The following is a 21,796-nucleotide window of genomic DNA, read 5'->3' on the forward strand; positions in this document are numbered from 1 at the left end:
TGTTTTTTAATTTAATAATTTATTAAATTAAATTATTTTCCAATGTCGCTTCTAAAGTACTTACCTTTAAAATCTATTTTTTCCAAATTATCATAAGCTGTTTCAACTGCTTTTTTTAAGTCATCTCCTAGTCCATAGGTGCACAAAACCCTACCTCCATCTGTCTTAAATTTTCCATTTTCTCTTTTCACTCCAGATGCAAATATATTTTTACAGGATTCTATACCCTTAATTTCAAATCCCTTTTTATAACTTAAAGGATATCCAGAAGATGCAGCTACAACACAGCAACAAGCACTTGATTTCCATTTTATATTGAAATTTGAAAGTTCTCCATTTAATGCAGAATATATAAGTTCAACAAAATCACTTTCCATAAGTGGAAGTACCGCCTGAGTTTCAGGATCCCCCATTCTCACATTATACTCTAAAAGATAAGTTCCTCTTTTAGTTATCATAAGTCCAAAGAATATAATACCTTTATAATCTAGATTTTCACCTTTTATTCCCTCTAAAGTTGGATTCATTATATCTTTTTCAAACTCTTTAAGTACTTTGCTAGTACAATATGGATTTGGAGCAATGGCACCCATTCCACCTGTGTTTGGTCCTTTTCCTCCATCATATATCTGTTTATGATCTTTGGAAGATATAAATGGAACTATACACTTTCCATCAGTTATAGATAGTATGGAAGCTTCTACTCCTTCTAAGAATTCTTCTATTATAATCTTCTTTCCAGAACCTTTAAATATATCATTTACCATAAATTCATTTATACTTGAAAAAGCTTCATCATAATTTTTACATATTGAAACGCCTTTTCCAGCAGCTAAGCCATCTGCTTTTATTACAACAGGATATCTGCACTGTTTTATGTATTCAAATGCACTTTCAGGATCTTCAATGCTCTTGTACTGTGCTGTTTTAACTCCATATTTTTTCATGAAATTCTTAGCATAAATCTTGCTTCCTTCAAGCTGTGCAGCTTTAGAATCTGGTCCAAAAATAGATAGACCTCTAGTTTTAAATTCATCTACTATTCCAAGTACAAGTGGAACTTCCGGTCCAACAATAGTCAAATCCACTTTCTTTTCCTGTGCAAAATCAGCAAGCTTTTTAATTTCATCATCTTTTATATCAACATTTACACATTTATCCTCTAAATCAGTTCCCCCATTTCCTGGTGCACAAAAAACAATATCTACATCTTTATTTTTAGATACCTTCCAAGCTATTGCATGTTCTCTCCCACCTGATCCGATTACAAGTACTTTCACAAAACTTCCTCCCAACATAAAATATGGTTAAATGAAATTTTAACTAGTGCTTGAAATGTCTTATACCTGTAAACACCATTGATATTCCATTTTTATTACACTCATCTATTGATTCCTTATCTCTTATGGATCCACCTGGCTGTATTATAGCCTTTATTCCATGTTTTGCAGCTTCTTTTACAACATCTCCAAATGGGAAAAATGCATCAGATGCAAGACATACTCCATCTCCTGCTCTATCCATAGCTTGACATGCAGGCCATATCCTATTTACTTGACCGCCGCCAATTCCCTTTGCCATAAAATCCTTTACTACAACAATTGCATTTGATTTTACATATTTACAAATTTTCATTCCAAATATCAAATTATCTATTTCATTTTGATCTGGCTTTTTATCAGTTACAACTTCCATTTTTTCAACTAAATTATTATCAGCTGATTGAACGAGAATTCCTCCATCTACCTTTACAATTTCAAAATCATTTGTAGGCTTTACACTGCACTTTATTATTCTCAAATTCTTCTTTTTCATTAAAACTAAAAGTGCATCTTCATCAAAATCAGGTGCAATAACTATTTCAACAAATATTTTGCTTATTTCCTCTGCAGTGTCTTTATCCATCCTTCTATTTACAGCTACAATTCCTCCAAATATTGAAGTAGGGTCACAACTGTATGCCTTTTTATATGCATCAACTAGTGTACTTCCTATTGCAGCACCACAAGGACTATTATGCTTTACTGCAACACAACATATTTCATCAAATTCATTTACTGCTTTCCATGCAATATCCATATCCTTTATATTATTATATGAAAGTTCTTTTCCATTTAATTTTTCAAAATTTTTCATTGGGTAAGTTCCAACTGTAGGTGTATAGTAAGCTGAACTTTGATGTGGATTTTCTCCATACCTTAGATCTGAATTTTTTCTATATGAAAGTGATAAGTACTCTGGATACTCTTCATCTAAAAGAAAGTTTGCAATAGATGCATCATAAGCAGACATTAAATTGAATACCTTCCCTGCCAGCTTCTTTCTTGTATTAAAGTCTACATCGCCATTTTCTTTTAATTTCTCTATAATTCCATCATAATCATTTACATCTGTAACTACAATTACATCTTTGAAATTTTTAGCTGCTGCCCTTATCATTGTAGGCCCACCTATATCTATAAATTCAATTTTTTCATTAAATTCTATATTACTATCAACTTTATTAAAAAATGGATATAAGTTTACAACAACCATATCTATTGGAGTTATATTCTTCTCTTTAAGAGTGTCCATGTGTTCTTTACTATCACGCCTTGCAAGTATTCCACCATGAATTACAGGATGTAGTGTCTTTACTCTCCCATCAAGTATCTCATCAAAACCAGTAATGCTTGATACTTCTACTACAGGAATACCATTTTCTTTTAGATATTTATAAGTTCCCCCTGTTGATACTATCTCCACATCTCTATTTACTAAAAACTGTGCCAATTTTAAAATACCACTTTTATCATATACACTTAATAATGCACGTTTTATCATTTTTTATAACCTCCAAATTTTACATAAATCTATTCTAAAATTTTAACTTTTCTTCCAAAAACTTTAACTTTACCCCTAGAAATAAGTCCTATAACTTCAGGAAGAACTTTATGCTCTTCCTCAAGTATCCTAGCTTGGAGAGTTTGAGGTGTATCCTCAAAATATACAGGAACAGTCCTCTGCATTATTATAGGTCCGCTATCTGTTCCATCATCTACAAAATGAACCGTACACCCTGAAACTTTGACTCCATATTCAATAACTTTCTCATGAACTTTTATTCCATACATTCCACTTCCACAAAAAGATGGTATAAGAGAAGGATGTATATTTATTATCCTATTTTTAAACTTTGAAATAAGATCTCCTTTCAATATGGAAAGCCAACCAGCACATACTATTAAATCAACTTTTCCATAAAGTACATTAAGTATACAAGAAGATATTTTATCTTTATATATTTTTCTATCAAACACATAAGTTTTAATATTATTTTTTTTAGCTCTTGAAAGAGCATAAATTCCATCTCTATCACTTATTGCAGCTTCTATGGAGCAGTTTTTAATATAGCCTGAGTCTATAGCATCTATTATTGACTGGAAATCCGTTCCTCCGCCAGATACTAAAACAGCTATTTTAAACATACTTTTTTATCTCCTCTTTTTACACTTCCGATTACATAGGAACGTTCTCCCATTTCAGAAAGTTTTTTCATTATACTATCAACGTCCTCTGGTGCAACACATAGCACAAAACCAATCCCCATATTGTATGTATTGTACATTTCCTCTTCATCTACTCCAAGACTCATAATATGCTTAAATATCTTTGGAATTGGAAAACTATTTTTATCTATTACAGCTGTAAAATCATCTTTAAACATTCTTGGTATATTTTCAAAAAAGCCCCCTCCTGTTATATGAGCCATAGCCTTAATATTAAAATTCTTTATAAGCTCATTTACAGGTTTAACATATATTCTTGTAGGAGTTAAAAGCTCATCTCCAAAAGTTTTATCTAAAAATGGAGCATCTAAATCCTCTATAAGCTTTCTAACTAGTGAATATCCATTACTATGAATACCACTTGAAGCCAGTCCTATAAGGGTATCCCCTTCTTTAACTGTACTTCCGTCTATTATGTTGTCCTTTTCTGCAACTCCTACAGCAAATCCTGCAATATCATATTCTCCTTCATCATAAAACCCAGGCATTTCAGCTGTTTCTCCCCCAATAAGTGCGCAACCTGCCTGAATACATCCATCTGAAACCCCTTTTACTATATCAGATGCAACTTTCGACTCAAGTTTTCCACAAGCTATATAATCTAGAAAAAATATTGGTTTTGCACCATGGCAAAGTATATCATTTACACACATTGCCACACAATCTATTCCAACTGTGTCATACTTTTTCTTGTGAAATGCTATTTTAAGTTTTGTACCTACTCCATCTGTACCAGATACCAACACAGGATTTTTATATTCTCCAAGTTCAAACATTCCTGCAAAACTTCCAAGTCCATTTAAAACTCCTGGAATAAAAGTAGCTTTAGAATACTTCTTCATTAATTTTACTGATTTATATCCTTCTTCAATGTTAACACCAGAATCCTTGTATGTTGTCATTATACCACTCCTTATTAATATTTTACCTCAATTTTTAGCCTTTTTAAATTTTTCCTCTGCAATTATACTATGGTCGTGTCATATTCTTTATCCGGAGTAGGCATTGGATATTCCCCATTAAAACAACCAAGGCAATAATCTTTTCTATTCTTCTTTCCAAAGGATTCAATCATTCCTGAAATATCTATATAAGCAAGACTATCTGCACCTATTTTTTCTCTTATTTCTTCAACTGAAAAATTTGCCCCAATTAATTCTTTCCTATAAGGTGTATCAATTCCAAAATAACACGGACATTTTACAACAGGCGATGATACCCTAAAGTGAACTTCTTTTGCCCCTGCTTTTCTGAGTATCTCAACAAGTCTTTTACTTGTAGTACCTCTTACAATTGAATCATCTACAATAACTACCCTTTTGCCTTCAACATTCATCTTAAGTGGATTTAATTTTACTGAAACAGATTTTTCTCTAAGTTCCTTTGAAGGTGCAATAAATGTTCTTGCTATATACTTGTTTTTTATGAATCCTATGCCATATGGAATACCTGATTCTTCTGCAAATCCAATGGCTGCTGGTATTCCAGAGTCTGGAACTCCAATTACAACATCCGCCTCTACAGGACTTTCTCTATAGAGTATTTTACCAGCATTTACTCTTGACTTATATACATTTATACCATCTATAGTGCTATCAGGTCTTGCAAAATACACATATTCAAAAGCACAAGTTTTACATTCTATATTTTTTGTAAATTTACTTGATTCTATCCCTTTCTTGTCAATAACTACAATTTCTCCTGGAAGCACATCCCTTACAAAATCAGCTCCTACAGCATCTAATGCACAACTTTCAGAACACAATATATAGCTTTTACCTATTTTTCCAATACAAAGAGGTCTTATACCATTTGGATCTCTTATTCCAATAAGTTTATCTTTAGTTAAAACAACAAGAGCATAAGAACCTTTTATATTTTTAAGTGAATCGGAAATAGCTTCTTCTAGCTTTGAACACTTACTATCCACTATGAGATTTAGTATAACTTCTGTATCTGCTTCGCTTTCAAAACAGCATCCACACTTTGACATATGATCTTTAACCAATTTAGCATTTACAAGATTGCCATTGTGAGCTATAGCAATACTTCCTTCACTATATTCTTTAACAATAGGCTGTGCATTTTCTATATTACTTGACCCTGCTGTAGAATATCTAACATGGCCTATAGCACTATTCCCAGTTAAACTATTAAGTACTTTCTTGTCAAACACATCGGCTACAAGTCCCATTCCCTTATGACAGTTAAGTTTCTCTCCATCAGATACAACTATTCCTGCACTTTCTTGACCTCTATGTTGAAGTGCATAAAGTCCATAATAAGTTACAGATGCTACATCTACATTATCTTCATTACAAAATATTCCGAATACTCCGCATTCTTCTTTAAACTTATCATCTGAAATATGCATTAGATTTTTTCTCCTTCTATAAGAATTAATTATTGCCACTTATTCTCTTAAGTATTTCTTCATAAGCTTCGCGTACATTTCCCATATCTCTTCTAAATCTATCTTTATCTAACTTTTCATTTGTCTTTGCATCCCAAAATCTACATGTATCTGGTGATATTTCATCTGCAAGAACTATCTTTCCGTTGAATTTACCAAATTCAAGTTTGAAATCAATTAATTTTACACCTTGTTTTAAGAAAAACTCTTTCAATATGTCATTTATCTTTGCTGTCATTTCATATATTTTATTTAATTCATCTCTTGATGCAAATCCAAGTGCTATTGCATGATAGTCATTTATTAGTGGATCTCCAAGTTCATCATTTTTATAGCTGAACTCAAATACTGTAGTTTTAAGTTCTGTTCCCTCTTCAACTCCAAGCCTTTTTGCCATGCTTCCTGCAGCTACATTTCTAACTATTACTTCAAGAGGAACTATCTCTACTCTTTTGCAAAGTTGTTCTCTATCACTAAGTTTCTTTTCAAAATGAGTTTCAATTCCATGTTTTTCTAAAAGTTCAAATAACATTGAAGTTATTGTATTATTAAAAACTCCTTTATCAGATATCTGCCCTTTTTTTTCTCCATTAAATGCAGTAGCATCGTCTTTATAGTAAATTACAACTCTATCCTTATCATCCGTTTCATATACCTGTTTTGCTTTTCCCTCATAAATCATATTTCCCTTTTTCATATTATAATTCAACTCCATTTCCATTTTCTTTGATAAATTTTTCTTTCATATTTTTTCTATATTCAATTAACTTATTTTTAATTTCAGGATATTTAAGTGCTAATATTTCCACTGCAAGCATTCCCCCATTATAGCTATTGTTTATTCCAACTGTAGCTACTGGTATTGACTTTGGCATCTGAACTATTGAAAATAGAGAATCAAGTCCTGAAACAGCTGCATTAAGTGGAACTCCTATAACCGGAATAGTAGTATTTGCAGCAATAACTCCTGGAAGATGAGCTGCAAGTCCAGCTCCTGAAATTATACATTCACATCCACTGTTCTCAAGCTTTTTTATAGTTTCCATAAGTTTTTCTGGTACTCTATGTGCTGACAGTATATAAGCTTCATATTCAATATCAAACTCTTTTAAAACTTTGGCTGCACCTTTCATTTTATCCGTATCGGAACTGCTTCCAAATATAATTGCTACTTTCATTTTTATCCTCCTAAAATCTCCTAAAATTTTATAAATAAAATCCATTCTAAAATACAAAAGCTTCACTATAAATTCCAATAATGAATTTAGTGAAGCCTTAAATTTGACAAATTAATTTATAACCTACTATCTTATAATAATATCAATAAGAGTTAAGTTATAAAACATTTATCCATAGACGGGAAATTTACGGCTTCCTGTAGAAACTCCTAAACCACATTATTAGGATTATATGGATTAATAAATATTTATGATATAATTTATACTAACATATTAAACTATATTATTCAATATATTATTAGAAATATATTAAATAATATTCGTATATTAACAGTATTAAAGTACTTTTATATAACTAATGTTCGTACCATACTGAATATTAATTAAATGAAAATATGAGGAGGTATTTTTAATGAAACTAGTCTGTATTGGCGATAGTATTACAGTAGGATATGGAGTATCAAAAGAAGATACTTGGGTAACTAAAGTTCAAAGATCATTTAAAATTAATATAATAAACAAAGGTGTAAATGGAGATACCACATCTGGCATGCTTTCAAGATCATTTAAAGATATAGTAGAGGAAAAACCAGATTTTGTTTTCATAATGGGTGGGTGTAACGACCTACTTAGCAACAGATCGTTAAAAATGATAGAAGACAATATTTGTGAACTTATAGATGAAGCTATTAAATACAATATAACTCCAATAATTGGCATAGAACCACCAATCATTGGAGTTATGGCAAGTGTTCATTGGAATACTGATTGCAACTATTCAGAAGCACTTAAAAATCAAGTAGAATATAACAATTGGCTTCTTTCATACTGCAAAAAACAAAATATAAAATCTGTGGATTTCTTTAAGTTATTCTCAGACAACCTAAAGCATACAGATCCCAAAAAACTATTTATAGACGGAATACATCCATCTATATTAGGACATAAGTTAATGGCAAATTTGCTAATTAAAGAATTATCTACTTTATTTCAAGATAAATAGCTTAAATTTTTCTTATAACTTCATAAGCAATGTATTTCCATATAGCAGGTACTTCTCTTATGTATCCTAAAATTTCGTAATTTTTATATGGTGGTACAAAAACACCAGAATAACTTGCATCAATTTTTTGCCACTTTGCTATCATAGAAGCTCTCTTTAAATGGTACTTATTAGATACTATGATAGCAGTTTTAAAACCATTTGCATCCATTTTTTCTTTAGAATTTGTCAAATTTTCTAAAGTGGAAGAGGACTTATCTTCTAATATTATTTTTGAAGAATCCATTCCCTTAAATATCAGATAACTCTTCATTGCCTGTGCTTCTGATATATCCTCTCCACTTCCTTTTCCACCTGAAACTATAATATAACTTCCATATCCTTCTTTATAGAGCCTCAAACCTTCATTTGTTCTTTCCTTTAAAAAAGCACTAGGCGTTTTTCCTGAAACCTTACATCCAAGTACAATTATACAATCAGATTTTTCAGCTTTAGCATTTTCTCCAAAAGATATAACTTGAAATTCAGTTACTAAAACAGCTACAAAAAATATAGTAATTAATGCTATTATTATTCTTAAAGACTTTTTCACATAAACCACCTACCATTTATATTATCAGTTATACTATAATATACCACAATTTATCAATTGACAGAAAAAGTCAGTAGTATGAAATGACTCATTTCATACTACTGACTTTTTATTTTAATTAAATTATATTTCTATTTTCTATGAAAGCATTGCAAATCTAAGTATAAACAATGCTGCAAGTACATATATTATTGGATGAACTTCCTTGTACTTTCCTGTTGAAACTTTAACTATTGGGTAGAATATTATTGCAGCTGCAATTCCGTTAGCTATGCTATAACTAAATGGCATAAATGCTATAGCAAAGAATGCAGGAAGTGCTTCTGTAAAATCACTAAAATCTATTTGGGTAACTGCTCCCATCATAAGCACACCTACAATTATAAGTGCTGGTGCTGTAGCTTCTGATGGAACAATTCCAACTAATCCGCTAAAGAAAAGTGATAAAATAAATAGTATTCCAACAGTAAGAGAAGTAAGTCCAGTTCTTCCTCCCTCTGTTACTCCAGCAGTAGACTCTACATAAGTACTTATAGTACTTGAACCCAATGTTGAACCAAGCGCAGTTGCAACTGCATCAGATAAAAGAGCTCTATGCATATTCTTTACTCTTCCGTTTTTATCAATCATTCCTGCTTTTTGCGCAGTTCCAACAAGTGTTCCTATAGTATCAAACAAATCAACGAGTGTAAATGTTAAAATTACCATAATCAAACTTGTAAAAGCTCCCATCAGTCCAGCTGTTCCAATTCCAAAAAGTCCTTTAAAGTCAAATGCTAAAAATGTTGGTGCAAGAGATGGTGGTTTACTTATAAAATATACATTGGAAATATGTGTTACTCCAAACGGTATTCCTACTAATGTAGTTAAGAGTATTCCCAAAAGTATAGATCCTTTAACTCCTCTTGACATAAGTATTGCTGTAATTAAAATACCTATAATAGAAACAAGTACATGTGGAGTAGTAAGATTTCCAAATGCAACTAATGTAGCTGGATCCGCCACAACGATACCGGCATTTTTAAGCCCTATAAGTGCTATGAAAAGCCCTATTCCACCAGATATAGCAAGTTTCAAATTATGTGGAAGTGCATCTACTATTTTTTCTCTTATTGAAGTTACTGTAATTAATATAAATATTATTCCTGATACAAATACTGCTGCCAAAGCCTGTTGCCATGTATATCCCATTCCCAAACAAACACTGTAAGTAAAGAATGCATTTAACCCCATTCCTGGTGCTTGTGCAAAAGGAAGATTTGCATATAAAGCCATAATAATAGTTCCTGCTGCTGCAGATATACAAGTAGCTACAAATACAGATCCTACTATAGGGTCATTGATTGCTGAAATTCCAGCTTTAACAGCTGCATCTCCCATAAGTCCTTGTGCATTCATTCCAGCTTGCATAAGTATACTAGGATTTACAAAAATTATGTATGCCATAGTTATAAAAGTAGTTATACCTGCAAGAATTTCAGTTTTAACTGTAGTGTTATTTTCTGAAAGCTTAAAAAATGATTCTAAAAAAGATTTTTCCTGTTCATTTGAGCCCTTAGGTTGTTCCATATATTTCTACCTCCAATATAAAAATAAAAAATTTTAAAGTTTAGGCAAGACTGAATCCACCTAAACTTTACTGAGTACATAATGGATTCACCCATAGTCAGGAATTTTTGGCTTCCTGGTAGAAACTCTTGAGCCATATAATCAAGATTATATAGATGATACCTAAATATTAAATTTATAACTCTATAACGTCTTTATTAATTTCATATTTATAATATCACCGCACACTACTAAAGTCAATATATTTTACTAAAAAACAGTTTATTATTCTTATCTATTCGTACTATAATTAGTATATTATAAAATATAATTCGTAATGATACGAATTATATTTAAAATGCCAATTTAATACACTTCCAATAATTGTAATATACTTTTTCTACTATCTTCATGTATTCCATATATAGAAAATATAATATTATCAAGTTTACCTTGAAGTATCTTTATTTCATTCTCATCAGTGCAATTTATTATATTTAGAACAATATTTCTTATATATTCTTCTTTATGAGTGTCGCATACCCTTATTGGAATTCTGTCTAAACTGTACTTCTTTATTTGTGGCATTGATCTATAATTTGTAACCATAAAATTTCTATAATACCACTTCATTAATTTTGAATTCAATATTCCCAAAATATATTCAGGATAAATAGCTTCACTATTTACTATAATTCCATATAATGATTGTTCTATTACATTTCCATCATAATCTATTGCAGAAACTATTTCTCTTCCAGTTTTTCTAATAACTATCTTTCCTTTATATCTTAATTTATCTAAATTCTTAGTTCCACCTTTTATATTTTCATCTATAAACTCATAATAAAAATTTCCAAGTACTTTATACTTATCTATATTTTCACCTTTTATTATTTTAATCTGACTATTAGTTTTTCTATTCTTAGTAATAATACTGCTTTTCCCTATAAATCCTGTAAAAGTTGTACTTATATCTCCTAGTTTATAACTATTACTTTCAATAATATCCTTTATAGAATTGTATTTGATATCCTGACAACTATAAAACTGTGTATTAAAGTTTTTTATATAGTTACTTTGCTCTGTTATGTATTTAACTGTATTTTTATCTTCTACAATAACTTTATTGTGCTTATCAAATTTATTTTGCAGTACAAAAATCATTGTATCTGTATTTATTCCAGGAAACTCTACATCAAACACTAAATTAACTATATTATATTTTTCTACTATGTACTTTCTAAAATCCTTATATTGAATATTTTTTGCAAATCTATCTGGAATTACAAATCCAAGTTTCCCATTTTTATTTAATACTTCAAGAGATCTTTTTATAAAGTACTCATATAGATTTGGGAGATATTTATTTCCATTGTAGTTTTTCATATAGTAGTTTGCCAAAGTTTCATCTATATTATTCTTAAATTTTCTACTGAGAGATACCCAAGGTGGATTTCCCACAATATAATCATACCTTCTACTCCAAAATAAAATTTTATTTTTAATTTCTTTTGTTTTTCCAACTACAGTATAATCTTTATCCCACCTTATAAGACTATTACAACATATTATATTTGAGTCTAAATTTACATTGCTTTTTGAAACTCTATTTAGATTTTCCCTTGTAATTTCTACTGCCCTTTCATCTATATCCGATCCATATATACAGTTTTTAAGTATGTGATAGCTTAAATTCTCAATTCTCCAGTATTCAAATCCATTTATCTTTTTATTCTCTTTAGAACTCTCAATAAAATACCACTCATGTTTAAACTTATTTTGGAGCATTTTTAAATTCTGTTCAAATAAAACAAAAAGAAATTTATAGGCACTTAATAAAAAGTAACCACAGCCACAAGAAGGATCCAGTAGTTTCAAAAATGGATTTTCTAGTATATCAATTCCAGCTAAAGTTTTTTGAAGTACAGAATTCACCAAAGACTCAGGAGTATAGAAAGCACCTATTTTTTTCCTAGATTCTCTATCTTTAGATTTTTCATAGTTATCTCCAAACATTTTGTTATATCCTATAACATTCAACTCTTTTCTAATCTAAATATAAGCAATTTAAAAAATTTCATAAGTTTTAATCTATATTTGGGTTCAACCCTTCATAGGATTTTCCACTATTTTTTACATTTAGTTTTTTTACCTCAAGAATCAAAAATGTAGCTGTAAGTATAGAAGAAACTGCATCCGAAACAGGTGATGCCGTCCATACCCCATTTAATCCAAATATTCTAGGTAGTATAAGTAGCATAGGTATAAGAACTATTACTTGCCTTGAAAGTGCTAGAAACATCGATATTTTTGCCTTTCCTATAGCTTGAAAAAAGTTTGAGCTTACTACTTGAAATCCCACTATAGGAAACATTATCATATATATTTTGATACCATTTATTGATATTGCCGCTAATGTGGGATCTGATCTATTAAAAAGTCCTACTAAAGTAGCTGGAAAAATATGAGTTAAAAGTGCACCTGTTGTAGATATAATAGTACCTGCTATAGCAGCAAGCTTTAATGCTTTTTTTACTCTGTCATAATGTTTTGCTCCATAGTTAAATCCAATTATAGGCTGAGCTCCTTGATTAATTCCAAATATAGGCATTAAAACAATTGTGCTTATACCATTTATTATTCCCATAGCACCTATTGCTAAATCTCCTCCATATACAGATAAGCTCTTATTTAAAATTACATTTACAAGACTAGCAGCAAGCTGCATAGCAAAAGGTGCCATTCCTATAGCAAATATACTCATTACTATTGTTTTTTTTAATCTAAGATTTGATTTTCTTATTCTTAGAATACTTCTTCCTTTTATAAAGTAATATAAGACCCATATCATATTTATACATTGTGATATTACAGTTGCAATAGCAGCTCCTCTTATGCCAAAGTGAAATATATATATAAATAAAAAATCAAGTATTATATTACATATGGCACCTATGAGCATTGTTGCCATAGCTTTTTTAGGATCTCCCTCTGAACGTATTATATTATTAAGTCCAAAACCCATAATTTGAAAAATAGATCCTGCAATTAGTATTGTTATAAATTGTCTAGCATATTCTATAGTATTACTACTTGAACCAAAAGCTATAAGCATTGGATCTACAAATTTAAGTCCAAATATAGTAACCATTAAAGAAACTATAATGAGAAGCACTACTGCATTGCCAAGTATATTTTCAGCTTCATCTTTTTTATTCTCCCCAAGCTTTATAGAAATTCTAGCTGCCGCACCAATTCCAACAAGCATGCCAAAGGCCATTATAAGTATTGCAATTGGAAAAGTTAGACTCACTCCTGATATTGCCATAGCACCAACTACTCTACCTATAAACATTCTATCAATTACAATATACATAGAATTTACTAGCATACCAACTATAGCAGGTATTGAAAATTCAAGGAGAAGTTTACTTATTTTTTTAGTCGCTAATTCTTTTGAATTATCCAAAGTATCTACCCCCCTTAAAAATTATTTACAAATTTCAGTTATTATATATGTAAATTTTATGAAAACCTTATTAACATATTTAACCTAAATAAATGTGTATTTATAAACCTTTTAAATAAGCGTACAATATATGCTATAATATTAAAAATTTATTGTCAACATAATTAGTGAATAAAACTCATTTAAAATTGTCATATCTAGTTAACATTTTTGACATAAGGCTGTAACAAATGAAAAGTAGTATATAAAAGTAAGATATAACTATAAATTTTTTAAGGAGGTAATTATTATGGATGGCTTTAATGAACATAAGGTAATATCAAGTAATGATGTATTAAAAAATACATCATCTGAAAAGAAACCCTTCAATTATAAATTCAAATTCAGAGGTGGAAAATTTTTATCTTTTATAGCAGTAGCTTTAATATCTAGTTTAATTGGTGGATTTGTATCCGCATTTGCATTTTTATATGTAGTTCCAAATACAAGTTTCTTTAAAAATACACCTTTATATGAAAGCATTGCAAGTGAAAATACATCAACTACTCAGCAGTCTACTAGCCTTCCTTCTGTATCAAGTACTTCAAGTACTACGGGGAATCTTACAGTTGCTCAAATAGCCAAAAAAGTAAGTCCTGCTGTTGTATGTGTATCTGTAAAATCAATTACACAGTCAAATTCATTTTTTGGAAGCGGTATTACGGAACAAGATGGAATGGGATCTGGAATAATAATAAATTCAGATGGATATATACTTACAAACTATCATGTAGTTCAAGGTGCTGAAACTGTAACTGTAACACTTAGCACTGGCAAGGAAGTACCTGCAAAAGTTGTAAATTACAATGCAAATCAAGATTTAGCTATAATAAAAGTAACCGAAAAGACTACTATGCCTGCTGTAGCAGAGCTTGGAGATTCATCTAAAGTGGAAGTTGGAGATCCAGTAGTTGCAATTGGAAATCCTCTTGGTAAGGAACTTTCAGGGTCTGTAACAAGTGGTATTATAAGTGCAAAGGACAGACAGATAACTGTTGGAAACACTACTCAAACATTTATTCAAACAGATGCTGCTATAAATGAGGGTAACAGCGGTGGTGCACTTGTAAATTCACAAGGTCAAGTAATTGGTGTAAACTCCGCCAAAATAGGTGGAAATGGTGTAGAAGGTATAGGTTTTGCAATTCCAATAAATACTGTAAAATCTAAATTAAGCAATCTATTAAAGCCTGCTCTTACAATAGGAATAATATGCCAAAATTCAAGTGAAGGTGTCTATGTTGAAGGCGTTCAAGAATCAAGTCCTGCTGAAAAAGCTGGTATACAACCAAATGACATAATACAGGAATTTGATGGTAAAAACGTATATACAGTAAGTCAGATAAATGCAATAAAAGCTAAACACAAATCGGGAGATGTAGTTTCTGTAGTAGTACTTAGAAATGGTGAAACCAAAACTTTAAAACTAACATTGGAAGAGTCATAAAAAAGAACTATCACATTTTTTCTATGTGGTAGTTCTCTTTTTTACTTTAATAACTATAAAAAACACTATGCTACATACAATACCCAAAATACTAACAAGTTGAGCAACTCTTATCGGCCCAAGCATTAAGCTATCTGTCCTAAGTCCTTCAATAAAGAACCTTCCTAGAGAATATAGTCCTATATATGCAAATATTACACTTCCCTTTACATGTTTTTTTCTAAATATATAAACTAAAATCAAACATACTAAAAGATCCCATACAGATTCATATAGAAAAGTAGGCTGATAGTATACACCTCCTATATTCATTCCCTTCTGTATAAATGCAGGAAATTTACTTATAAATTCATAACTCACAGGCCCTCCATGAGCTTCACCATTAAAGAAATTTCCCCATCTTCCAATTCCCTGAGCAAATACTATAGAAGGTGCCACTAAGTCTAAAATTTTAATGAAATCTTTTCTCTTATACTTAGTGTATATGTAGGCAGCAAGCAATCCTAGTATAAGTCCACCATGTATGGCAAGTCCACCCTCTCTTATATTAAATACATCCCATAAATTATCTTTGTAATCTTGAAACTGAAATATAACATAATAGGCTCTTGCTCCAATTATTCCAAATGGAAAGGCAATTAAAAAGATATCTATAATTGAATCAAAATCATAATTTTTTTTCTTACAGTTTATATTAGCTAAAATAAACGCAGCACCAACTCCACAAGCTATTATCACTCCATACCATCTAATATCAAACCCATTAATAGAAAAAGCTATTGGATTCATAAAAAGTCACATCCTTTACTAAAACATAGAACTATTGTAACAATATATTAAAACAAAAACAACTCATTATATTTTACATGTTAAATACTAAAGTCTTCTAAGTTCTTCAGGCTTATATCCATACTCTCCTTTTAAAACTCTGTCGATTTTATTTAAAAGTTTTTCCTTATCTTGAGAAAGTGTTCCAGCCAAAGATACATAATTTGATGCATGATTGCTCCTAAAAATACAATTTTGAACATCTATATTTTCAATAAGACATCTAGTTTCTAGCATAATCTCTTTTGGATTTAAAAGCTTAAATTTGCCAGATTTTATATCTCTATAAATTTTAGTACCATTTTCTACCATGAGAGTTAAAAGGCCTACATAATCAGGAGAAATACTATTTATAACACTGGCAGATTTTTCAGCATTTTCTCTCCACATGTCTTTTCCACCTATTCCTGAAATAAAAGTAGTTGAAAGTTTAATTCCACTTTGTTTAACCTTTTTGCCTGCCTCTATTATTTCAGAAGAAGTGACACCCTTTTGTATCTGTTTTAATACAGCATCACTTCCGCTTTCTATTCCCATATATAACATTTTAATGCCAAGTTCTTTTAATTCTTTAAGATCTTCAGGAGATTTCCTTAGAATATCTGATGGAGTGGCATAGGATGTAACCCTAGTGCACTCTGGAAAAATCTCCTTTATCTTAGTCAATATACTCCTTAACTTTTCCATTGGAAGCACAAGTGCATCTCCATCTGCTAAAAATATTCTATCTACATATTCATACATATTTCTTGCATCATAGAGATCATTATATATTTCTTCTAAGTTTCTTATTCTAAAACTCTTGTCTTTATACATACTGCAAAAGCTGCATTCATTATGTGCACAACCTATAGTAACTTGAATTATAAAACTTCTAGCTTCACTTGGTGGTCTATACACAACACCTTCATATTCCATAAACATTCTCCTTAAATTTATTTTACATTAATATAACAATTATACTATTTATTTTATCAAATTTAAAAATAATAGCAATACTATACCTATATGATATAGATTAAAACATATGATAAACATCCAGTATTAATCATTAATTGCTCTTTACTGGATGTTTCCATTACTATCCTTCATTCATAATTGTTAAAATTTCAATATCTGTTTCCTTCATTCCTTCTTTAGCCATTCTACATATACTTTTCAGAGTCTTTTCAATGTCATCTTTAATTAATCCTTCACCAGGATTAAAAACACTTCCTTGAGCTGCCATTTGATATCCCATTATAGCTGAATCAACAGCTGATGCTATTTTAGCTGCACATGATGGTTTAGCTCCATCACAAACTATTCCTGAAACATCTGCCAAAGTATTAATTATTGTATCTGATATAACTTTATAAGAACCATCATTTAAATATGCAATTGCTGCTCCAGCACCAGCTGCTGCACTTACTGCTCCACAGAAAGCAGATAATTTACCAATTCCCGACTTAATGTGAATAGAAACTAAATTACTTAATGCCAGTGCCCTATATAATTTCTCCTTAGGTGCTTTAAGCTGCTTTGCATAAACTATAACTGGCAATGATACTGTTAACCCTTGATTACCACTACCTGAATTTATTACTACTGGCAACTCGCATCCACTCATTCTTGCATCTGAACCTGAAGCAGCATAAGCTTTTGCTAAGTTAGCAACTTGCTCTCCATTCATTTTAATTAAAGTTCTACCAACATTTACTCCATAATTATTTTTTAATCCTTCTTTAGCAATTTTAACATTCAATTCAATTTGTTTTTCTAAAACTTTCTCAAGTTTTTTCACATCAACATTATTTATAAATTTATAAATTCCTTCTATAGACATTTTACTTCTATCTATAACCTTATTAACTTTTTTATCAATTTTTTTATTATTTTCAAAAAGTACTTTCCCATTTTTAGTAATTTCTATTATATTTGTATGTGAGTCTGCAATAGTTACAGTTGCCTGCTTCTCACCTTTAACTACACTTACCTTTATGTAAAGATTTTCCACACCCTTTGCAAGTTTAACCTTACATGCCTTTTTCTCTAATATAGTTTTAGTTATTTCCAAATGCTTTTCATTAATCTCTGATAGTACTTCTAGAACTTTATCTGCATTTCCACCTACAATTCCAAGAACAGCACTAGTATCTACTCCTTTCATATTTTTCGTACCTGGCACTATAACACTCTTTACATTTTTAATTATATTTCCGCTACATTCAACTTCAATACTTTCAGGCATACAACCAAGTACATCTCTTGCTTTGGCAGATGCATACGCTATAGCAATTGGTTCAGTACAACCAAATGCAGGTATAAGTTCTTCTTTCATAATATCTAAATAAAATTCATCCATATTAGCTCGCCCCCTTAAACAATCTATTTAATTAAATACTATATCATATTATTACACATTATAAATAAAAACACCATATTTTTTTATTATTATCAATTTCTATTGTTAAATGTTATTCAATTTATTATGACCTATACATATAATAATCTATAAGAACTATTATAAAGGATTGAATTAAATGAGTCCATTTATTCCTGAAAAACTCTCAGTAGAGTTGAGAGATGGTGTTATTACTACAGAACCTATTAATCACAGACGATACACTCTTACTCATTCTGACATAACTGCAGAACTATTCTTAACTATTGGACTGAACTACGCCTATGACAAAATTAATACTACAAGAGATGAAGTATTTGCTGAATGGTCAAAGCAAGGAGAAAGTTATTCCTTTTACACATATTTGCATGTAGATGATCCATTTAACCCTATGAAAATAGGGCTGCGAGATTATATTTTTAGACATGAATTACCCCTTGCACTAAAAGCTATAAGATACGGAGATACGGAGCTTTTTAAAAAGCATCCTGAGTTAGACAGTTCTCCAATAATAGTATACTTTATGTCATCTAACCCTCTATTTAACAGATTAGAAAATTGGGGAACTTTTTCAGATTATAAATAAAAACACCACTCAAAAGAGTAGTGTTTATAACATATTATGCGACTAAGTCTATAAGCCGAGTTCTGTATTAGACAATCATCTATCTAGGCCTATTGTTGCCAATAGGCTCCAGCGATACTACCCGAAAGCGAAGCGGGCCACTTCTTTTATGCTTTCCTATTCGATCTTGCTCCAGATGGGGTTTACATAGCCGCAAAGTCGCCAATGCGCTGGTGAGCTCTTACCTCGCCTTTCCACCTTTACCGAAAAAATTCGGAAGTATATCTCTGTTGCACTTTCCTTCAAGTCACCTTGACTGGGGGTTACCCAGCATCCTGCCCTATGGAGCTCGGACTTTCCTCTCCTGTAGATAAACTACAGCAGCGATTGTCTGACTTACTCGCAGGTAAAATGATACCATACTTTTTTAACATTTACAATAGTATTTTTATGTTTAATTATAATGTATTATTCTTCCGCAGTTATCACAATAAACTATTTTCTTATTTTTCTTTATATCATCTAAAGTTATAGCAGATACTTTCATTCTGCATCCTTCACATACTCCATTAGATACTTTTGCAGCACCACTTCCCTTTATATCACATATTGTGTAAAATTCATCAAGTAAATCTTTAGGAATTAATTTTTCAGTATCTGCTATATTTTGTTTTGCTTGTTCTACCTTTTTCCTTGACTCTATTATTGAATTATTATAAATTTCTTTGTATTTGTAAAAGTCATCTCTAAGTTTTACTAATTTAGTTTTACTCATATCTCTTTTATTAGACAGCTCCTCCTCATTATACATAAGCTCTAAACTTCTATCTTCCATATCTGCTACTTCTTGCTTCTTTACTTCAATTGACTTTTGCAATCCCTCTATAAATTTTAAATCATATTTCATATTGCTATAAAGTTTACTTTCATCTTTTTTAATCTCTTCTCTTATGATTTTAACATTATCCTCTATATTATTTATTTCCTCTTTTAAATTTTTTAATTTATTATTTAGTTCTACATAGACTTTTTTCTCACTTTCAAATTGTCTTTTAATTTCTTTAATTTCATTTATAATCTTATTATTTTTGGATTCTTTTTTTGTATCTTCTATAATTTGTCTATTACTTTGAATTTTGATTAAAAGATCAAGCATATTATATTAATACCTCCTTGTAATTCATTTAATATATGATAAAATTTAATAAAAAAAGTAGAAATGAATATATTAAATACCCACTTCTACTTATATTTATAAGGATCTTTATTACATTTAGACAGTATAACTCTGTTTTCAAATCCCATTTTTTCAATCTTTTCTTGTAAAAAGTCTGATATTTTTGCCATAGAAGGCCACTCTGTTCCAAAGTGCCCAGCATCTATAACAGCTACCCCTTCTTCATTAAAATCACTTACATAATGATAGGTAGTATCTCCTGTTATAATACAATCACAACCTAATCTTTTAGCCTCTTGAAAATAATCTTTACCGCTTCCGTTTATAACTGCAATTTTTCGTATAACAGCTGTATCATTTCCCGTATATCTTACATGGCTAAGTGCAAGCTTTTCCTTTACTTTTCTGCAAATATCACCTAATGTAACATTACCTTCAAGTTCTACAAATCTACCTATACCAGAGTTAGAGTTAAAATAGCTGTCCATATTTGATTTAGGCTCAATTATGGAAGCATTATAAAGTCCTAAAATGTCCATTATTATGTCATTCATTCCTCCTGGAGCAGAGTCCAAATTTGTATGACTTGAGTATACGTTGATTCCATTTTTAATTAATCTTATTATCTTTTTTCCAATCAATGTATCTGTAGTTATTGATTTGGGCCTAGAAAATAAAAGAGGATGATGTGTAAAAATTAAATTACAATTTTTATCTTCTGCTTCTTTAATTACATCTAAAGTGCAATCAAGTGAAACTAGAATAGATGTTACTTCACTTTCCATATCTCCAACCATAAGTCCAACATTATCATAATCTTCTTTGAGTTTTTCAGGTGCATATTTTTCAATTATTCTATGTATATCTTTTACTTTGAGATGCATTCAATCAACTCCTGTAATCTAACTATTTTACTATTTATTTCTCGCTTTCTGTTTTGAGAAGATATTCCTTCATCCTTTATATATCCAAGTATATTTTTATATTTATTTATCTTATGCTTCATAAATTCTACAATTAAAGGATGTCTTTTTTTAAGTAATCTATCACTAACTTCATAAAGTATAGGTTCTAATTTTACAACATGACTGTTATATTCTATTTTTATTATCTCATAAAATATATTTTCGTCAATGCACAAATCTTCATCAATTATATTAAATCCCATATCATATATATATTTTCTAAGTACTTCAGCATTTTGAACAGGTTGAAGTATAAATGATTTACTAGTCTTTAATATATCCATATTTTCATTTATTATATCCCTTATAAGGTTTCCACCCATTCCTGCAATTATAACTTCATCTGCTTCTCCTTTTACTATTGTATTAAGCCCATTTCCAAGCCTGCAATCTATCTTATGCTCAAGGCCTTTAGATTCTATATTAATTTTTGCTTTATTTATTGGACCTTCATTTATATCAGAAGCAATTGCCTTGTTACATATTCCATTTTCCACAAGATAAACTGGAATATATCCATGGTCAGTTCCTATATCGGCTATACAATGGCATTTATCTACCATGTTGCATATACTTTTTAATCTTATACTAAGGTTCATATTACATTCTCCATTCATGTCAATTAAACTTTTAAAGTT

General features: G+C 30.3%; 20 protein-coding genes, 1 other RNA gene and 2 riboswitches. Of the genes, 3 read left to right on the forward strand and 18 right to left on the reverse strand.

Annotated elements, in window-relative coordinates; all coding sequences use genetic code 11:
* Window positions 1-32: 32 nt before the first annotated feature.
* The 7 genes from purD to purE form a co-directional block, all read right to left on the reverse strand.
* Window positions 33-1,280: a phosphoribosylamine--glycine ligase gene (gene purD / locus H2684_RS00700; RefSeq protein WP_182087433.1), complete on the reverse strand. Its 1,248-nt coding sequence runs from the start codon at window positions 1,278-1,280 to the stop codon at window positions 33-35.
* 43 nt (window positions 1,281-1,323) lie between these two features.
* Window positions 1,324-2,823 (reverse strand): bifunctional phosphoribosylaminoimidazolecarboxamide formyltransferase/IMP cyclohydrolase, encoded by a 1,500-nt coding sequence (purH, locus tag H2684_RS00705; RefSeq protein ID WP_182087434.1) that lies wholly within the window; start codon window positions 2,821-2,823, stop codon window positions 1,324-1,326.
* Between the two features lie 29 nt (window positions 2,824-2,852).
* The gene (gene purN, locus H2684_RS00710) at window positions 2,853-3,467 is read right to left on the reverse strand and encodes a phosphoribosylglycinamide formyltransferase (protein ID WP_182087435.1); all 615 of its coding nucleotides are present in this window, start codon (window positions 3,465-3,467) and stop codon (window positions 2,853-2,855) included.
* Window positions 3,455-4,450 (reverse strand): phosphoribosylformylglycinamidine cyclo-ligase, encoded by a 996-nt coding sequence (purM, locus tag H2684_RS00715; protein WP_182087436.1) that lies wholly within the window; start codon window positions 4,448-4,450, stop codon window positions 3,455-3,457. The genes purN and purM overlap by 13 nt, the downstream gene beginning before the upstream one ends.
* A 62-nt stretch (window positions 4,451-4,512) precedes the next feature.
* Window positions 4,513-5,922 carry an amidophosphoribosyltransferase gene (gene purF, locus H2684_RS00720; protein ID WP_182087437.1) on the reverse strand — a complete coding sequence of 470 codons (1,410 nt, stop codon included), beginning with the start codon at window positions 5,920-5,922 and terminating at the stop codon, window positions 4,513-4,515.
* A gap of 25 nt (window positions 5,923-5,947) precedes the next feature.
* Entirely contained in the window at window positions 5,948-6,658 is a 711-nt protein-coding gene (gene purC / locus H2684_RS00725) for a phosphoribosylaminoimidazolesuccinocarboxamide synthase (protein ID WP_182087438.1), read from the reverse strand.
* Between the two features lies 1 nt (window position 6,659).
* Window positions 6,660-7,139, reverse strand: a complete 480-nt coding sequence (gene purE / locus H2684_RS00730) for a 5-(carboxyamino)imidazole ribonucleotide mutase (protein WP_182087439.1) — start codon at window positions 7,137-7,139, stop codon at window positions 6,660-6,662.
* A gap of 155 nt (window positions 7,140-7,294) precedes the next feature.
* Window positions 7,295-7,395: riboswitch (purine riboswitch) on the reverse strand.
* Between the two features lie 156 nt (window positions 7,396-7,551).
* Here purE and H2684_RS00735 point away from each other — a divergent pair.
* Window positions 7,552-8,142: a GDSL-type esterase/lipase family protein gene (locus H2684_RS00735; RefSeq protein WP_182087440.1), complete on the forward strand. Its 591-nt coding sequence runs from the start codon at window positions 7,552-7,554 to the stop codon at window positions 8,140-8,142.
* A gap of 1 nt (window position 8,143) precedes the next feature.
* On the opposite strand, the gene H2684_RS00740 is transcribed toward H2684_RS00735, so the two are convergent.
* The 4 genes from H2684_RS00740 to H2684_RS00755 all read right to left on the reverse strand — a co-directional run bounded on the left by H2684_RS00740 (window position 8,144) and on the right by H2684_RS00755 (window position 13,754).
* Window positions 8,144-8,734 (reverse strand): YdcF family protein, encoded by a 591-nt coding sequence (locus tag H2684_RS00740; RefSeq protein ID WP_182087441.1) that lies wholly within the window; start codon window positions 8,732-8,734, stop codon window positions 8,144-8,146.
* A gap of 138 nt (window positions 8,735-8,872) precedes the next feature.
* Window positions 8,873-10,303, reverse strand: a complete 1,431-nt coding sequence (locus tag H2684_RS00745; protein WP_182087442.1) for an NCS2 family permease — start codon at window positions 10,301-10,303, stop codon at window positions 8,873-8,875.
* A gap of 74 nt (window positions 10,304-10,377) precedes the next feature.
* A riboswitch (purine riboswitch) is annotated at window positions 10,378-10,478 on the reverse strand.
* 170 nt (window positions 10,479-10,648) lie between these two features.
* Window positions 10,649-12,301 (reverse strand): TaqI-like C-terminal specificity domain-containing protein, encoded by a 1,653-nt coding sequence (locus H2684_RS00750; protein WP_182087443.1) that lies wholly within the window; start codon window positions 12,299-12,301, stop codon window positions 10,649-10,651.
* 70 nt (window positions 12,302-12,371) lie between these two features.
* Window positions 12,372-13,754, reverse strand: a complete 1,383-nt coding sequence (locus tag H2684_RS00755; RefSeq protein ID WP_182087444.1) for an MATE family efflux transporter — start codon at window positions 13,752-13,754, stop codon at window positions 12,372-12,374.
* A 289-nt stretch (window positions 13,755-14,043) separates the two neighbouring features.
* Between H2684_RS00755 and H2684_RS00760 the strand changes: the two genes are divergently transcribed.
* On the forward strand, window positions 14,044-15,240 hold the full coding sequence (locus H2684_RS00760; RefSeq protein WP_182087445.1) for a trypsin-like peptidase domain-containing protein: 1,197 nt from the start codon (window positions 14,044-14,046) through the stop codon (window positions 15,238-15,240).
* 21 nt (window positions 15,241-15,261) lie between these two features.
* Here H2684_RS00760 and lgt read toward each other — a convergent pair whose 3' ends face one another.
* The 3 genes from lgt to H2684_RS00775 form a co-directional block, all read right to left on the reverse strand.
* Window positions 15,262-16,029, reverse strand: coding sequence for a prolipoprotein diacylglyceryl transferase (lgt, locus tag H2684_RS00765; RefSeq protein ID WP_182087446.1), 768 nt, complete (start codon window positions 16,027-16,029; stop codon window positions 15,262-15,264).
* An 87-nt stretch (window positions 16,030-16,116) separates the two neighbouring features.
* Window positions 16,117-16,986, reverse strand: coding sequence for a radical SAM protein (locus H2684_RS00770; RefSeq protein WP_182087447.1), 870 nt, complete (start codon window positions 16,984-16,986; stop codon window positions 16,117-16,119).
* Between the two features lie 163 nt (window positions 16,987-17,149).
* The gene (locus H2684_RS00775) at window positions 17,150-18,412 is read right to left on the reverse strand and encodes an L-serine ammonia-lyase, iron-sulfur-dependent, subunit alpha (RefSeq protein ID WP_182087448.1); all 1,263 of its coding nucleotides are present in this window, start codon (window positions 18,410-18,412) and stop codon (window positions 17,150-17,152) included.
* 178 nt (window positions 18,413-18,590) lie between these two features.
* Here H2684_RS00775 and H2684_RS00780 point away from each other — a divergent pair, with 178 nt between their 5' ends.
* Window positions 18,591-19,037, forward strand: a complete 447-nt coding sequence (locus H2684_RS00780; RefSeq protein WP_182087449.1) for a staygreen family protein — start codon at window positions 18,591-18,593, stop codon at window positions 19,035-19,037.
* A 35-nt stretch (window positions 19,038-19,072) separates the two neighbouring features.
* Here H2684_RS00780 and rnpB read toward each other — a convergent pair.
* From rnpB to H2684_RS00800, 4 genes are all read right to left on the reverse strand, one after another.
* Window positions 19,073-19,419, reverse strand: an RNA gene (gene rnpB, locus H2684_RS00785) — RNase P RNA component class A.
* A 51-nt stretch (window positions 19,420-19,470) separates the two neighbouring features.
* On the reverse strand, window positions 19,471-20,172 hold the full coding sequence (locus H2684_RS00790) for a C4-type zinc ribbon domain-containing protein (protein ID WP_182087450.1): 702 nt from the start codon (window positions 20,170-20,172) through the stop codon (window positions 19,471-19,473).
* Between the two features lie 86 nt (window positions 20,173-20,258).
* The gene (locus tag H2684_RS00795) at window positions 20,259-21,077 is read right to left on the reverse strand and encodes a Nif3-like dinuclear metal center hexameric protein (RefSeq protein WP_182087451.1); all 819 of its coding nucleotides are present in this window, start codon (window positions 21,075-21,077) and stop codon (window positions 20,259-20,261) included.
* Window positions 21,062-21,757, reverse strand: coding sequence for a class I SAM-dependent methyltransferase (locus tag H2684_RS00800; RefSeq protein WP_182087452.1), 696 nt, complete (start codon window positions 21,755-21,757; stop codon window positions 21,062-21,064). Before H2684_RS00800 ends, H2684_RS00795 begins: the two co-directional genes overlap by 16 nt.
* Window positions 21,758-21,796 lie beyond the last annotated feature (39 nt).

The organism is Clostridium sp. cel8 (assembly GCF_014050525.1).
In the GTDB taxonomy this organism is placed as follows: domain Bacteria; phylum Bacillota; class Clostridia; order Clostridiales; family Clostridiaceae; genus Clostridium_B.